This window comes from Methanosarcina mazei S-6 (assembly GCF_000970205.1).
Lineage (GTDB): Archaea > Halobacteriota > Methanosarcinia > Methanosarcinales > Methanosarcinaceae > Methanosarcina > Methanosarcina mazei.
The window spans coordinates 3,109,635-3,125,816 of record NZ_CP009512.1; the positions used below are offsets into that span (position 1 = coordinate 3,109,635).

At 44.4% G+C, this 16,182-nt stretch carries 7 protein-coding genes; all 7 read right to left on the reverse strand.

All coding sequences use genetic code 11. The features are described from left to right. Positions 1-11: 11 nt before the first annotated feature. The 7 genes from MSMAS_RS13270 to MSMAS_RS13300 all read right to left on the reverse strand — a co-directional run bounded on the left by MSMAS_RS13270 (position 12) and on the right by MSMAS_RS13300 (position 16,171). On the reverse strand, positions 12-3,224 hold the full coding sequence (locus tag MSMAS_RS13270) for a DNA double-strand break repair ATPase Rad50 (protein WP_048046633.1): 3,213 nt from the start codon (positions 3,222-3,224) through the stop codon (positions 12-14). After that, a complete protein-coding gene (locus MSMAS_RS13275; protein ID WP_048046638.1) occupies positions 3,221-5,101 on the reverse strand; it encodes a metallophosphoesterase family protein in 1,881 nt (626 codons plus the stop codon). Before MSMAS_RS13275 ends, MSMAS_RS13270 begins: the two co-directional genes overlap by 4 nt. A gap of 204 nt (positions 5,102-5,305) precedes the next feature. Beyond that, positions 5,306-5,989 (reverse strand): M48 family metallopeptidase, encoded by a 684-nt coding sequence (locus MSMAS_RS13280; protein ID WP_048038851.1) that lies wholly within the window; start codon positions 5,987-5,989, stop codon positions 5,306-5,308. 6 nt (positions 5,990-5,995) lie between these two features. Beyond that, positions 5,996-9,148 carry a type I restriction endonuclease subunit R gene (locus MSMAS_RS13285; RefSeq protein ID WP_048046639.1) on the reverse strand — a complete coding sequence of 1,051 codons (3,153 nt, stop codon included), beginning with the start codon at positions 9,146-9,148 and terminating at the stop codon, positions 5,996-5,998. A gap of 71 nt (positions 9,149-9,219) precedes the next feature. Next, on the reverse strand, positions 9,220-12,246 hold the full coding sequence (locus MSMAS_RS13290) for a TrlF family AAA-like ATPase (RefSeq protein WP_230633265.1): 3,027 nt from the start codon (positions 12,244-12,246) through the stop codon (positions 9,220-9,222). Further along, positions 12,243-13,502: a restriction endonuclease subunit S gene (locus MSMAS_RS13295; RefSeq protein ID WP_052728074.1), complete on the reverse strand. Its 1,260-nt coding sequence runs from the start codon at positions 13,500-13,502 to the stop codon at positions 12,243-12,245. The genes MSMAS_RS13290 and MSMAS_RS13295 overlap by 4 nt, the downstream gene beginning before the upstream one ends. After that, positions 13,499-16,171: a type I restriction-modification system subunit M gene (locus MSMAS_RS13300; RefSeq protein WP_048046641.1), complete on the reverse strand. Its 2,673-nt coding sequence runs from the start codon at positions 16,169-16,171 to the stop codon at positions 13,499-13,501. The genes MSMAS_RS13295 and MSMAS_RS13300 overlap by 4 nt, the downstream gene beginning before the upstream one ends. Between the last annotated feature and the right edge of the window lie 11 nt (positions 16,172-16,182).

Below are 16,182 nucleotides of genomic sequence, written 5' to 3' on the forward strand. Positions count from 1 at the left end.
TAAAGTTTATTTCAGATCTTTGTAATCGATGACATATTGGTAAGAGGGTCTTTTTCAACCTGGAAGACATGGTCAGCAGAATCTATAAGGGACTCGTCGTGGGAAACCACTATGATCTGCCCCACTCCGATGCTGCGCATCATGTCTATGAGTTTCAAAAGCTGCCTGACATGCCCGCGGTCAAGGAAAACTGTGGGCTCGTCAAGGATCATCGGAGGAAGCCCGTCAGGCCTGTCCCCACCAAAACCGAGAGCAAGAAGCCTGTAAATGGCACAGCGCAGGACAAGGTTGAAGATTGCACGCTCTCCGCCGCTCAAAAGTTTGGGCTCAAGAGGGGTCCCGTCTTTTCGGTAAACCGTCAGGTTGTATTCGGGGTCAAGCTCGATATGTGAATAAGCATTATTCGTATACATGAAGCTGAACATTTCATTCAGGAGAATTGAAAGGGCTCCTATGTTCCTTGCCCGCATATCAGCCCGGACGCGCATATAGGTGTTTTCAAGCTCATCAGCATTATTGTATACGGCTTCAAGATAGAGCCTTTTGTTTTCAAGAGCCTTCAGTTCTTCTTTGAGTTCCTTTAAACGCTTCAAGCTGTTTTCTATCATGCCGATTTCTTTTAGAAGAGTATCCTTTTCGGCAGTTATTTCCCGGATTTTCTCCGTCATATTTACATGCGCTTCTTCAAACAGGACGAGTTTCTGCTGGAGTTCTTCAAGCCTGTTTCCTTCCAGTTTTCTTTCCAGCTGCCTTATCCTGTCACTGCGTTCCACAATCTCGCGGTCAAAGAAACCTATCTTTTCTGCGAGGTTCCCAATACCAGCCTCAAACTCGGATATTTTATGCTTTATATTTTGCATGCGGAGCAGGTTAGCCTGAAGTTTTTTTGCCTCCCCAAGAAGCCGTGCACTTTCGATGTGGGCTTTTTTTGCCTCTTCTTCATTTTTGCGCGCAGTTTCCAGGGTAAGTTCAAGAGCTTCGAGTTTTTCTTTCGACTGAGTTTCTTTTTCCGCAAATGCCTTTAACTTTTCATTTAGTTCTCCAAGCCTCTGCCCGTAATTTTCTATCAGCGCAAGAGATGTACGGATTTTGCCGTTCAGGGATTCGATTTCAGAAGCGTTTTCAGCCAGCTTTCTTTCAAAAACTTTTGCCTCCCTGAGGGCTTTTTCACTTTCAAGATGGACTTTTTGAGCAGCTTTTTCCTGCTCCCGCAAAGCTTTGATATCCAGAAGGAGCTTACTTCCAGCGGCTTCAAGTTCCTGCTTCCGCTTACCAGAGCTTTCGAGTTTCAAAGAATCTTCTTCTATCCGGGTTCTGTGGGTATCTATCAGTTTTTCTGAAGCTTTTGCCTTTTCAAGGAGCTTTTCAATCTCGATATCATAATCATATGCCTGTTTTTCCAGCTTCTTTGCTTCCTTAAGCCGGTTGAGCTTTTTCTCAAGTTCAGCCCTCTGCAGCTTTATGTCAGCAAGTTCCAGAGAAAGCTTTTCTTTTTTCTCTTCGCACTCTTCTGCCGTGCATGCAATTCCTGACCCTTTCAACTCCTGCCCGCAGGTAGGGCACTTCCCTTCGGCAAGCAGTTCCCGGTTTTTACGGAGGGTATTTTCAATTTCCCTTAAAGTAACCTCAAGCTCCTTTTCTTTTCCATGAAGACGGTTTTTGTTTTCCAGCAGAAGCTCGTTAAAATCCTCAAGGTTTTCAAGCTGCTCCTCTGTGAAACCAAGAGCCTTCAGCCCTGCAAAAACTTCAGATTTCTGCTCCTGAAAATCCAGCACTGCTTTTGAGTTATCCCTGATTTCCTTTTCAAGCGCCTCAATCTCCGATTTCCCTTTACTGACCGCAACCCTGCAGCTTTGCATTTCAGAATCAAGCTCACGAAGGCTTGCATCCCCGGATTCTTTTTCCTTAAGAGCAAAGCCAAGTTTTGTCGATACTTCATTTTTCCGGTCTCTGAGAAGGCTTTCCTTTTCTTCGAGTTCCTTTATGACTGAAGCAATTTCACCAGCAGCTCCAAAACCTGCTTTTTCCCTCAGCCGCTTATTTTCCTCTTCGAGCTGCTTTATATTTGCCCTGTACCCTTCAATTTCTTTATTTGCAGCTCCGATACTGGTTCTGCATTCAACGAGAACACGCTCAGTCTCAACTTTATCTTTTTCAAGCTCACGCAATGCCTGTACGCCTGTTTCTTCTTCTTTCAGGAGGAGGGCAAGTTCTTTTGATCCGGAATTTACTTTTTCCCTGGCAGAAGATTCCGACTTTTCCTGCTGCAAAAGCAGGGCTTCAATTTCAAGGTCTCCAAAACCACATTCTTCCCTCATGCCAGAGTTTTCTTCGCCGAGTTCAAGCAGAACACGCCTTTGCACCTGTACTTCTTCAGAAAAAGTTTCTTTTTCTTTAAAACAGGCAGCCTTATCTTCCTGAGATTTACGGATAGCCTGCTTCAAAACCTCAATTTCCTGCAGGCGTTCCCTGTATTCGGCAATCCTGAGGTCAAGTTCTCCTTTACGTGCAGCTGCAAATTCTTTCTTTTTATTAAGCTCTTCGAGAATAGCATCAGTTTCTTTTACTTTCTGCCTGAGCCTGTTAACAGCTGCAACCGGCTCGGTGCTTTCGATTCCCTCGATTTCGGCTTTCACTCCCAGAAAGCTGTTTTTTGCATCCCTCTCAAGCCTTCTTACAGCAGTCTTTGCATACCCTGCCCTTTCGCGGTACTCCTCGAGTTTTCCAAGCTGCAGCAGGTCGTCAATCATTCGCTGCCTGTCCCTTGGCTTTGCATTGATAAGGACGTCAATCTCCCCCTGCCGGATATATGCGCAGTTCCTGTATGCCTCTTCATCCATGTTCAGGAGGGCACAGACTTCTTCATAGGTACGGGTTGCCTGGTCAACGATATTTTCTCCGTCAGCAAACAGCACACATCTTGAGTTCGAAGCATTTTCACTTTTTAAAGAATACCTGAAAGCCTGCTCAATGAGGTACTCCCTGCCGAGGTGTTCAAATCCAAGATGAATCTTTGCACTTTCCGCCCCTTTGAAGATCATATCAGCAAGCACAAAGTCTTTTGAAAGGATTTTGCTCCCGAAAAGCCCCATGAAGCAGGCTTCGAGCAGGCTTGATTTCCCACTTCCGTTTACCCCGGAAATTACAGTTACTCCGTCTTCGAAGGTGAAGTCCAGCTTTTTATAGCTCCGAATATTTTCTATGTACAGGTTTTTCAGCTTCACAGGTAATCACCAAGGTTATACTGTCTGGGAACGGCAGATTTTTCTTTTCCTTTCCTATGGCTCTGCTTTACAGTTTTTGTGGCTTTATCCGGAACCCCAACAGGCTTTTCTTCAGAAAGCTTTCCGTCAACAGGCTTTTCGTCTGCATCTGCTTCAGAATTTTCCTTCAAAATTTCAGGCGACGGAATGCTTTCAGGCGGAGAAATAGCTGAGAAACCAGCCTGGGAGTTATCTGAGAAACTAACCGGTGAACTGGATTGGGGAGCAGTAATGACTCCGGAATCAGGAGTTACTTTAGAAATTTCATCTTCTGCAGCTGTTTCCACAGAACCGGCAATTGAACCGGCGGTTTCAGGCGATTCGGGGACTACATCATGTTTTTCAAAAATCTTATTGAGAGATTCGTTGAGAGATTCAGACCTTTGAATTCTCACAGGAACCCTCAGGGTTTCGGATTTCGCTGCTACTGCTGCCGTAAACTCAATTACTCCCGCAGGCTTGGGATTTTCAATTTCTTCAGCTGCACCTGGCGGTTTAAGTTCTTCAGGCTCTTTGATTATGGCAGAGCTGGAAGGACTGGAAGGACTAACAGTACTGACAGAGTCGATCGGGCTGACAGAACCGGAAGACTCGATTGAGCTGACAGAACCGGAAGACTCGATTGAGCTGACAGAGCTGGAGGGATCGACCGGACTGACATGACTGACAGGGATTTTTATCATGAAATCCGGGTCTTTGAAATCTATTGCCTCAATCAACCCGAGAAGCCGGTTCTCGGTCTCTTCATCAACCCTTGACCTGGGCACATCCGGGCTCCGGATAACCTCATCGACTATCAGACCGCCGTCGTTCAGGCTCATCCTGCGGAGCTCTTCGGCAACAGCCCTGTCAGGGTCATGAAATGCAACTTTAATAACTTCTTCCGGAATCCCGTCTTTTATCCTTGCATCTTTGACCTTTGCCACAAGAGCTCCTTTGCTCAGGAGGTATTCTTCGATTTCACTGAAGGAGAGGACCGAACCCGAGTCTCCTGAAACATCCAGAAATACTACGGATTCAGGAATCTCTTCGAGATGCTCGTTTACAGCAGAAAAAATCTGTTCGAAGGGCTTTTCTTCCCCGTCAACTTTTGCAGTAATGAAAAGGAAATTTCGGGTAGGGATCGTCCTTCTACTGATTTCCAGCCCTTCCCCGGAAAGAGTGATAATGCTGTAAGAACGGGGCTCTTTTTCAGATGCGCTGTTGCGTTCCGTGCTCCCCGAGTATGTGACCCATGACTCCCCCACCTTTATTTTCTCATATTCATGGTAGTCACCGAGGAGAACTGCATCAGCCTTAAAAGGAAGATTTTCTATCACCTCAGCACAGTCCCAGTCCGGAAACGGGGAAGGCTGCATGATCTGGTGCATTACAAGCAGCTTCCTGCAATTTTCAGGCAGAGACTCCGGAATTTCAAATCCAGAATAATCGAAAAGAGGAATTTTTGATTTCGGGACACTGTCAATCCCATAGATTGCTACATCCCCGACCATCTTCGGGGCTTTCCCGAGCCTCCCCGCAAGCCCCATTTCCTCAAAGAGGTCAAGCCACTGGGTACTTTGCTTGCTCTCGTGGTTCCCGACAATTCCGAAAAAAGGTATGTTTGCGACCTTTAACCGGGAAAGGACGTTCATAGTCTCAAGGAGGTCTTCAAGGGTCGGGTTCCGTGAATCAAAAAGATCCCCCGCATGCACGACAGCATCAACCTGCATGTCAACCGCATCCTTTATGACCGTCTCAAAAGCCTTAAAAAAGTCCTGCCTACGTACCTCGCTGTGGTACTGCCGGTATCCCAGGTGCGTGTCTGCTGTGTGGAGTATCCTTATTTCCCGGTCCATGGTATCAGTCTCTAGTTTTTACGGTATAGGGATTTGTATATTAGTATTTAACTGATTTCCATAGAAGCAATCCGCAGCTGAACAAGGAAAAATTCACATTATGAAGGATGAAATCTTGCACCTCGCATAAACATGAAAAACTCAAAGATATTAAGCAACCCAATTTGGAGGAAACGTGGATTTTTGTAGTTATTTTAGAACTTTTCATATTACCTGTTCCAGAAGTTGTCCATTCTCTTTCAACCATGATTTTGCCTTATCCATTGTTGGAGATTGTGCGCGGACAATATTCCAAAATCTGGGAGTATGGTTAGGCTCAATAAAATGAGCAAGTTCATGAATGATAACATAATCAATAACAAACATTGGTGCCTTTATCAACCGCCAGTTGAAGTTAACATTGTTCTTCACGGTACATGACCCCCAACGATAGCGGTTATCAACTATCTTGACCTCGGCAAAGTTGACACCAAGCTCACGAGCGTGTTTCTTGACTCGCGGGACAATTTTTTCTTTGGCTTTGCCTATATACCACTCTCGCAAGGTTTCTTCTCGCTTTTCCCCCTGAGTAGCCGGAATAAGGAATCGCTGGGAGAACTTAATCTCGGATAAGCCCATTTTAACCAACTCTATACGGTATTGACGACCTAAATAAAGTGCGGATTCGCCACTAACCAGTTCTTTTCCCGGTGGATGAGGAAGATCCTGATATTTTTGTGGATGGTTAATTTTTTCGTATATCCACTGACGTTTTGAATCCACTACCTGCTGTATTTTTTCGTCAGATACTCCTTCCGGTGCATGCACCACTATACTTCGGTCCCTTTCTACGGTGATGTTTAATTTTTTTCGCTTGGATGATCTTTTAATTGTATAGACCAAATCCATTGAAAATTACTCCGCATAGAGAATGATGTCATTGTTTTTCTCAGCTATTTCCATGATCCGGCTTATGAGTTGAGCACGGTTTTTTACGAGAACGGGCATATTTGCAAATTCCGATGCAAGAAGTATACTCTGAATCTCTGCTTTCAACTTGTTGCGTGCAGGAATACTTTCCCAAAATCCGGTGAGTTTCAATTCACGCTCTACGACTAAAAAGATCTGCTGCGTCAGATTGACAAGCGAAGAGATTTCGTCCTCACTAAGATTTTTCTCTCCAAAGACTTCGTGTTTAAACATTCGGAACAGCGGCATTTGCTTCTTCCTATGAAGCCCATAAGTAGGCTCTTTACTGGCATTGATGATACGCACCCTTAATTCTTCCAGTTCCTCGTAAATCCTCTCCCAGTTGTCATGGAATTCTCTAAAAATATTCGCCAATGCTTCTGCAAAAGAAGCTTGAAGGTCCGGGTCGTCATCCAGTTCGACATCAAGATAGTGGCGAATTGCGTGTTCAACCTCTGCTGCCTTTGTTTTGGTACGGGTACGTTTGCCTGCTTGTTTTAGAAAATCCTCATCGAGGATGGAAATTGGCTTGACTTTCACTGCAATGCCTTTTGACTCAAGATAAACATCGGTAATAGCACGTAGTTTCGGAGGGATGCCTTTCATACTCAAGCGTCCATCACGGAAGTGTTCACCTGCCAGCCCATAGATCTCAGTGAGAGCCTTATAATCGTCAATGTACTCAAGGGCTTGTCGGGCAGGGAATATAAGGTTTAAGCATTTGGTCAGCTTTTTGAACGCTAGCATGAACTCGAAACGCAAGTCTTCATCATAGAAAAGATCGAAGAATGCATCATAATCAGTTAGATCTGTAAGGCCGTATTTTTTGAGCAAATCCATGATAGCTGCATGACTTGCAATGAGTTCGCGCAGTTCGTCCTCTGGGAAACTGAGGGTATCTATCACTTCTTTTTGTTCACGCTCATCGTAGTTTTCCAGGGCTTTTTTCAGGTGATGACCGATGCCTACATAATCAACCACAAAACCTTTTTCCTTGGTCACGCCAGCCACTCGGTTTACACGAGCTATAGCCTGAAGGAGATTGTGTGCGAAGATTACTTTATCAAGATACATAACCTGCTCTACAGGAGCATCAAAACCTGTCAGCAGCATATTATTGACGATGAGGATGCCCATATCGCCAGTAATTCCTTCTTCTTCACTCCCAAAGGCCATCTTGAAGCTCTTGATGCTGGTTTCGTGTTTTGAATTGTCAGAATAGGCCTTAAGTTCTGGTGAATCGTTATTATTGCCGGAAATGATGACATCTGTTTTCAGCTTCTTTAGCTGGCTAAGATCAAGCTTCTTAGGGTTCTCCTTTTCTAAACAGGTAATTTCATCAGCCAATGAAGCATCGATGAATTTCTTATAACGCACTGCCGCCTCACGGGAAGTGGCTACTATCTGGGCTTTGTATCCATTGGAGAACACATGCGTCAGGTAGTGTTCGATCATATCTTTGGCCTTAGCCTCGATAGTTGGCTCAGCTTCCAGATAAGCGTCTCGAGAGCCATAGCCCAGAATTTGAAGACGTTGCTTGAGGTTATATTCGCTGAACACATCTTCAAACGCTTTGTCCATTTCATCCCTGTCGGTGACTTCGGCATTGTGAGTGCGACCTTCGTAGATGATCTCCAGAGTAACGCCGTCCTCGATGGATTGGCGCATTGTGTATTTGTCTATGTAATCGCCAAAGACCCGCTCGGTCTTGTCGATGGGCGTGCCGGTGTACCCAATACGAGAAGCGTTGGGAACGCCCTTGTCAAGGTTTGCTCCCAGAGTCTTATACTGAGAACGGTGCGCCTCATCGATCATTACCAGAATATTCGGGCTAGGATTAAGCTCAGGGAAGACCTCTTTCAGATCAGCTTCGCGGAACTTGTGGATCATAGCCATAACCAGATCCGATGAGTCCGAATGCAGGAGTTCTTTCAAGCTTTTCCCATCTGGTTTTTTCTTGGGATTTATAAATTCGGCTGCCTTGACCGTAAAACCGATGCTCTGACTTGTTTCCGAAAGTTGTTGTTCCAGCTGGGTTCTATCGGTAACAAAAACTACCTTCCAGTGGGAAAGCTGGGGATGCTGGTACATTTCACGCACCATGAACATCATTGTAAGAGATTTTCCTGAACCCTGTGTGTGCCAGATAATCCCGCTTCTTTCTCGAGGGCTCTGACCTTCTAAAAGGCGCTTGACAGCCAGTTTGACGGCGCGGAATTGCTGGTAGCGGCCCACGATCTTGATTGTCTCGCCTTTATCATTGACAGAGAATAGAGTGAAAGTACGGATGAGATCCAGCAGGTTATTGCGGTCAAGCATTCCGGCGACCAGACGCTGCTGATCATTGGGACCGCTGCTGCCATGCTCCAGCTCGTCAACAGTACGAGGATAGGGGTCAGCCCAGCGGAAGAATTGATTTTCGTTATGGGTAGTAATAGTACCGAACTTAGCCTCCTGGCGGCAGGTGACGATAACGATCTGATTGTAATAAAAGAGAGGGGAGCTGCCTTCTCCCTTGAAACCGCGCTGTTCACTGTAACGCAGTATCTGGTCAATAGCTTCGGGAATAGCATCTTTGACCTTAGGTGATTTGCACTCGATAACCACTACCGGCAGACCATTAAGGAACAGTACGATATCCGGAAAGATATGGTGCTCGGTACCGAGGATACGCACCTTGAACTGGCAAACGGCAATAAAGCGGTTGTTATCCCGATGCTTAAAATCCACAAAACGTACTGTTGGGCTTTTTTCACCTGTTTGGCGGTTCTCACTGACACTGGTGTTTTCCAGCAACAGGGAAAAGACGTGGCGGTTGTTTTTGATCAGGTCGGTTCCAGGAAAGCTTGCAGTAAGTTGCTTAATTACTTCCTCTACCTGATCATCTTCCAGCCAAGGATTTATGATCTTGATCTGCTCACGCAAAATCGGAAGCATCACCACCTCGGTAAAGCTCTGCCTGTAGCTGTCACTGGGATGCTGTTTATTATCGAGATCAATAATTTCCCAATCCAGGCTATGAAGTTGATTGAGAAAAGGTTTTTCGACGTGGTTGCGTTCGTCGAGTTTTATGTGAGGAGGTGTTTTGTCTTGGATCATGATTTCTCATCTTTTCTCTGTCCTAAACTTCTTTATTAGAGAGATGAATATTTTTATTGATAACAAATGTATTATTTAGAAAGAGCATATCGATTTTCTCTCACCTTGAAAGCGGGTTCTCCCCCTTCCAGAAGAAGACAAACCGCTTCACGCACCCCAAGGTTACTAGCCTTCCCAATGTGTTCCAGAGAACCAGGATTGTACTTTATAGTGGGGTATGACTGCGAATTTGACCTTTCTGCAGTGGCTATTATAACCTGCTCAGCATCAGTAGCGACTACTAAATTTGGGTTGTGTGTCACCAATATAATTTGACGGCGTTTTTTTGCTTTCCGTATATATGGCACCAGCTGGTCATATACCGATGAGTTGTCGAGGTTACCTTCTGGTTGGTCAATTATTAGGGGGCGAGTATCATCCTCGTCCATCAGGAGATAGAGAACCAGCAATGCAATGCCTCGTGTGCCAGGAGATAGGTATTCGAGTTCTGTTTCATTGTATCGAATCTTATAGTTGAGCGAAATATGGTCAGTGGAATACATCCAATCATAAAGCTCAACGAGTGATGTTTTTAGAGATGCAAATTTTTCTAAAAATGATTCAGCATCGAACAATTTTACAAACTTTTCAAACTGAGCCCTGATCTCTTCTATTTCACCTTTTTTCCATGCTGGAACTAGAGATGATTCCACAAATCTTTCGATCTCCAACTTCTTCTCATCCACGCCTGCATGACGTCTATCAAAGAATCTCCCTACATTTTCAAGCCATGCCCGGAAGTCGATCTGATAACCTACAAAAATCTCGAATTTCTTATCCATTCCAAGGTCTTCAATCGCGTGCTGAATGGGTATATATAGGTCACGAAGACCTGCCTCGTCATCTTTGAGTGCTGAAAAAAATTCAAGGTAAATTTCCAATAGTTGGCTTTGCTTCTTAGAAAGAAGCTTTTTGACTCGGGTATCCAAGTTCTTTATTTCCATTTCAAGGCGCTCAACAGTTCCCTTCCGCTCCGAAATTTGCTTTTGAAGGTCAAGGAGTCTCTTTCGCCGTTCCTCATCTTTTGAAACTTTTTCCTTTAACTCGGTTATCGATTTTGTTACAGCAAGTATAGTCTTGGAATTTGTGCCATCATTCTTGCTCTCTGTATCTTCAGGCTCGCTCCCCTTTAGCTTAGTAATATCCGAGTCAATAGTTTGAAGTTTACTGTTAAGAGACAAATCGACTGTTCCATCCCATATCGGTGGCATCCTTTTAATCAGATCTTCTTCTATCCCCACTTCCCTAAGTTTTCCTTGGATTTCTTTTACTTCCGATTCCACTTTACTCTTCAATAAACCATACGTTTGTTTCACATCCTCAATTTCCCTTCTGAGGCGTGTTTTTGTGGCAATATTCTTTTCAATACCTGCAAGCAGGTTTTGCTGTTCTTGAAGCTGTTCAAACATCTCTTGATCTATAAACTGCGTTGCATCTGGAAGTTGTTTATTAAGATCTTCAATTTGCTTCTCCACTTCTTTCTTGGAATCCACTTTTGATTGACGTTGACTGATAGTCTGATACAGACGTTCAATCTCTTTATTAAGTGTTGCAATCTCTCCCCTAAATTTTTCCCTCCTCATACTCGAAGCAGCTTCTCGCGCTTTACGCAGTTCACTAAAAGATGAATAGCCTTCCTTCTGAATTTCATTTAAACGGGTAAAGACTACATCCTCGATAGCTTTTTGAAGCTCGTGTCCTTCATAATCTGATGAACAAAGTCTCTCCACAAAATCTTGAGAGAGGTAACGAACCAGTGGAAGCGATACAAGATGCGGTTTATCTACTAGAATAGCTGATGTAGTACTCCCATTTCCCCATTTTAATTGGACTTTTACGTCGGATAGATGTGGTCGCCCCTTAGTAATAAAAGACGACTGTGATTTTTTATCCCATGGAACACCCGCAGCAAAAGCGGCAAGTTCAGCAATTGCAGTTTTCCCTGCCCCTTTCTCACCAATTACCGCCACAAGACCAGCGTTTAGCTCAACATTCTTTTGAGTGAACCAGTTTTTTGTATTGGAAAAGCTGATACGACGAATTAATTGACTCTTGTCTGTTGGCTGTGGTGGAACAGCCCCAATGTGAACCCGATCTTCAGGCTCCCAGAGGATTTGTCGTAGTCCTTGGAATGTAGGGTCACTTTTAATCCAGCAAAAACGTTCATTATCTGGTTGAAATAGCTTTTCTATCTCATGGGCATCAGAACCGTGTATACAAGGCTTAAGAGACCCATACTGACTAATGATATCTTCAGCTGTGACTTCAGACTTCTTGCCAAGGTAATGTTCTCTATCTCTCGGATTGCCGGAAAAAACGAAGTCGCACAAACAAAGCATCTCATCTCGAATAGCAGCAAAACCATCCAATGGGAGTCCACTTATTCCGTCTTTTCCATTTGCAATTCCGATCAAGCAATTGCTGCGCAGCCATGCCTCTTCTTCCAACCATTTTTTTAGGTCGGTACGGTCTGGTTTGAATTGTTCAATTCCAAAGCGATAAGCATGATCATCGTTTTCGAAATCACTTTTCTGTTTACGAGCAAATTCAATCAATTCATTGCGACTGCATCCATATCTTTCGCCTTTATAAATAAATTTTAGATTTTTGAGTGACCGTTTAATTTTAGCAATATGGTCTGGGTCTGATGGATCTATTAGCAGGTGCAAATTTAATGCTTTGCCATCCCTTGTTTGAGGCATAATCCTAAATTCAACGTTTGGTATCAGAAGATGAACGTTTTTAAGCCGGCCATCTTTTTTTGCTATTACAAGTTTTTCATAGCCATCAATAGACATGTAATCCGTTACGCCGATTACCGCTATTCCTGATCTTTCTGAAGCAGATTCTAAGGCATTGACGTACTCATCCCACTCCATGCCAGAAAAGGCATTTCCCATCCGGCTGCATGGAGTATGAACATGAAGATCCCAGAGACGCCATTGAGAACCTTTGGGATATTTTGATTTAAGGAATGAAATGGACTTTTCGGTGCCAACTATAGAGCGTTCATCCATTGTTGACAGGGTGCTCTGATATTCTTTGCCTTGACTCATCATACATCTGCAACCTCCGTCTGATTAAAAAGAGCAGTGACGCGCGTCTTACCCGTGAGCAGGTCTTGCATGAGAGCTGTTTTAAGTGAGAAGAGTTTTTGAAGAGTTCTTGTAAGATCTTCGAGGACTGAACTTTGCAATATTAATATACGTTCAATTTTTTCCTGCTCACTAATATCCGGTACCTTAACCAATAGAGTACGCATTTCCCCGACATTGAAGTGTTGCTGTGCCAATCCTCCTTGACCTTCTAAAACTTGCCTTTTCCCATTGTCGGAATTAACCCATATAGAAAGAAAATTAGACCTAATTACTTCATTTTTCGGTCTCGATATTACGAGATCAACGCAATTACTTCCATCTAGCTCTCTAGGTATTACACTGGTTGTCCCTGGGTAACCTGTTCTTACTGTAACCAAATCTCCTTCTCTAAGACGACTCTTTGATAACATTTCGTTATCTGTTTTGGATATAAAAACAAGGTCATCACAAAAAATTGTGTTTTCTCTTACGTTTGCAGACCTCAAAACTGGTATACCTTCCGGACGATAATACTGTGCAGGACGAATAACTATACCAACAACAATTTCTCGGCAAAGTGCTGCACATGGCTTTACCTCCCATTCCACTGGAATCCTCCCCAATGGAGAATCTTTGAATTCGTGAGTTTCTTCGGAGCGGAGGTTGCCATGCTCATCTATTCCGCGGGTGAGGAGATCCTGCATCAGGCCGGTCTTGATTCGCTGCTTCTTGGCAATCAACGCCTCGGTCTGTTCAATCGCTTGATCCACCTTCGAGAGGATCTCGGCGATTTTAGTTTGTTCAAATTTGGAAATGGGAAACGGAGCTCTGAACCTGTCTAGTTCCTTCCTCGTAATATGTTGCATTGTGGAACCATGAGATGCTTTTGTCAGTTCAGGTAGATAGAACTCAATGAATAACTTAAGGAAAACTCTATCAACACCTTCTTTTTCAATAACTTTGAAAAGGTGTTGATTGAGTGCTGCACGACCATGTTGCCAGATCCTAAGGAATAGCGATGCACTCCACGAAAAGATTAAATCACCGTTTTCAATGATGTTTTTTTGAGGAATTTTGCCTGAAGAGTAGTCTATAAGTTCGTTGGGATTCTTCAGTTGTTCGATCCGGATAATAGGTAATCCATCCTCCCCCCAATCATCTGGTTTGAATGAATAGCCATTTATATATTCGGCAAGTTCGCTAAGCTTTTTCTCACTCCACCCCTCTATGACCTTCATTTCAAATACCCCATCCCTTTCAGGAACCCATCTAGAGTATTCAAGGTTTCATTGCGTTTATTTTCCAGATCGCTACTAGAATCCGCGTATTTGTCCCAGAGGTTTTCGACCACCTGAACCAGCCCGCGCTTTTCGGCGTTGAGGTAGCGGTTCAGTTCGTTATTTATCAGATCATAGAGCTTTTTCAGAATTAACTGCTGGGCTTCCTCTTCAGTTAGCTGGCCTCCAATGGCGACAAGAGTACTATCGGTTTTGGTGAGGCGCGCTTGAAGGACAGATTTGTCCTTATTCAAGGCAGTGATTTTCTTCTTATCGTCCTTGTTTTTCGGATCGAGCTCAACCAGTTGATCATTTACCTGCCGGATCATCTCACGGCTTTCAGCCTTGAATCCGTCGCCACCGAGGCGTTTAATCTGGAGTTTGAGTTCCAGTTCGTCGGTTTTGCTTTTCAGAGCAGCCCTGCTATCTTTTATGCGTTTTTCTATGTCCTTGATGGTATTTTCCTGGTCCTGAAGGTTTTTCAGTTCTTTGCGAGCGGAGTCACCAGGGCTGCCTTTGAGATCGTCAATCAGTTCCTTGAGGGCTTTTTTAATGACGGCAGCAGTAACTGTCTCTTCTTCATTCGGTTCATAGGCTGCCACTTCCTGCGCGGCTTCTACTGCTTCAGTAAGTTCGCTCTGTGCCTCGCTTATCTGAGCTTCCAGTGTTTCAATCTTCTCGGACTCAGCCTGGAAGAATTCAGCAATCAGGTAATCATCCGGAATCAGGCTGTGATGCCAGCCGGTAGAGATAATGGTTTTGAGGTCGTAGCGGATCTGCTGCCACCAGTTTACAAATACACCGGCGCTCTGGAACTCGTCGAGCACACCAAGGGGGATCAGTTTTTCTTTAAGCGTTTTCAGCAGCTCAGAACGGACTTCAGGCATCTTCTTTCCATTGTGAAGCTGGGAAAAATCATCGCGAGCTACTGTCCACCAGGCTTCCAGCTCATCATGATGAATTGTAAGAGTCTTCTGGAGAGTAGGATTTGCTTCCAGAGTTGCCTTGATTTTCGGTTTTGTATCTATCTCCTTACGGAAGGCGAGATAACCGGAGCGTTCGGGACGGAACATAGTTTCATGATCGACTCCGAAGCGAGCAAAGTCGGGAGCAAGGGCTGCAACTTCGGCTTCGGGGATACCGCCAATCAGGTGTGCCTGCACATCCTCAGGTTCAGGTTCTGGTGTGTTGTCCACATAGCGGCGAATGTTAAGGTTATAATCGTTCTCAACAATCTCTGCTTTACTGATTAAACGTGAATATTTGGGAATTCCACGTTTGTTGGTGAAAACAAAATCAATCTTTTCGATGTCCTCAGGGCGTAGTTTGTTCTGGGCCTTACCTTCGGCATATTCGCGATCGGCATTGATGAATAGAATCTTATCCTTAATCGAATCAGGCTTATTTTTGTTGGCAACGATGACACAGGCAGGGATGCCCGTACCATAAAAGAGACCTGGCGGCAGACCAATGACGGCTTCTATCACATCGTCATTGATAAAAATCTCACGGATCAGTTTCTCCTTACCTCCGCGAAACAGCACGCCGTGAGGCATGATTGTTGCCATGTGACCATCAGGTTTGAGGCTGGCGAGCATATGCTGCACAAACATCAGGTCTGCCTTCTTTCCTGTCTCAGGACAAAACTCTCGGAAGCGACTGGCGAATTTCATGCTGGCACGGCTGTAGTTCTGTGAAAAGGGGGGATTAGCCAGCACACGGTCAAACTTGCGGATCTGACCGTGATCCAGAATCATTGGATCCTCCAGCGTATCCCCGTTCTCGATGGTAAAACGGGTGATATTGTGGAGAATCATATTCATGTTACAGATCGACCAGACAGTGCCGTTTGATTCCTGACCATAAAGAGCTAGATCGTTTGGATCTTGTCCTTGCTCCTCAACGTACTGATGGGACTGAATCAAGAAACCACCAGAACCGGCAGTCGGATCGTAGATCTCATTGCCTGCCTCCGGCTTGGTGATCTGAACCAAAAGACGCACCACTTCAACAGGGGTGTAAAATTCGCCGCCTTTTTTACCTGCACTGTCGGCAAAATACTTGATCAGATATTCATAAGCCGCACCCAGCAAGTCAGGAAACTCGAAATTTTCGTTGACCAGCACGAAATGGGGCTGGTTGAAATGATCCAGCAGATCTTTCCATTTCTGGTCAGGAATTTTGGTCTTACCTTTAACTGCATTAAAGTCAATATTGTTTTTTAGAACTCCTGCGAGAGAATCATTTTCCTCTTCGATAGCAGCAATAGCTTTGTTAAGCATATTACCAATATCATGCTTTAGGTCCTTGAGAGCAGGAACTCGTTCACCATTTTCATCAATCCATGACTCGTGCCAGCGAGCGCGAACAGGCACGAAGAAGGTCTCGCCGTAAGATGTTTTTTCTTCCTTTAGTTCATTGAGCAGTTCTGGCTTATCTCTTAGATGTGCATAATCTTTCTTGCACAGTTTATCACGTTTGTAGTCAAACTCATCTGATAGACGCTTGAGAAAAAGCATTCCAAAAATAAATTCCTTATACTCGGAGGCATCCATCTTGCCACGCAGAATGTCAGCGGCTTTGAAAAGGAAGTTTTCGAGTTGAGGAAGTGTAATTTTTTCAGTGGTCAAGAATTATTCCT

What these genes read in the sequence shown, in the direction of transcription:
- MSMAS_RS13285 (WP_048046639.1), bottom strand. Translation starts at nt 9,148, where the DNA reads ATGATCCAAGACAAAACACCTCCTCACATAAAACTCGACGAACGCAAC.
- MSMAS_RS13290 (WP_230633265.1), bottom strand. Translation starts at nt 12,246, where the DNA reads ATGATGAGTCAAGGCAAAGAATATCAGAGCACCCTGTCAACAATGGAT.
- MSMAS_RS13280 (WP_048038851.1), bottom strand. Translation starts at nt 5,989, where the DNA reads ATGGATTTGGTCTATACAATTAAAAGATCATCCAAGCGAAAAAAATTA.
- MSMAS_RS13275 (WP_048046638.1), bottom strand. Translation starts at nt 5,101, where the DNA reads ATGGACCGGGAAATAAGGATACTCCACACAGCAGACACGCACCTGGGA.
- MSMAS_RS13295 (WP_052728074.1), bottom strand. Translation starts at nt 13,502, where the DNA reads ATGAAGGTCATAGAGGGGTGGAGTGAGAAAAAGCTTAGCGAACTTGCC.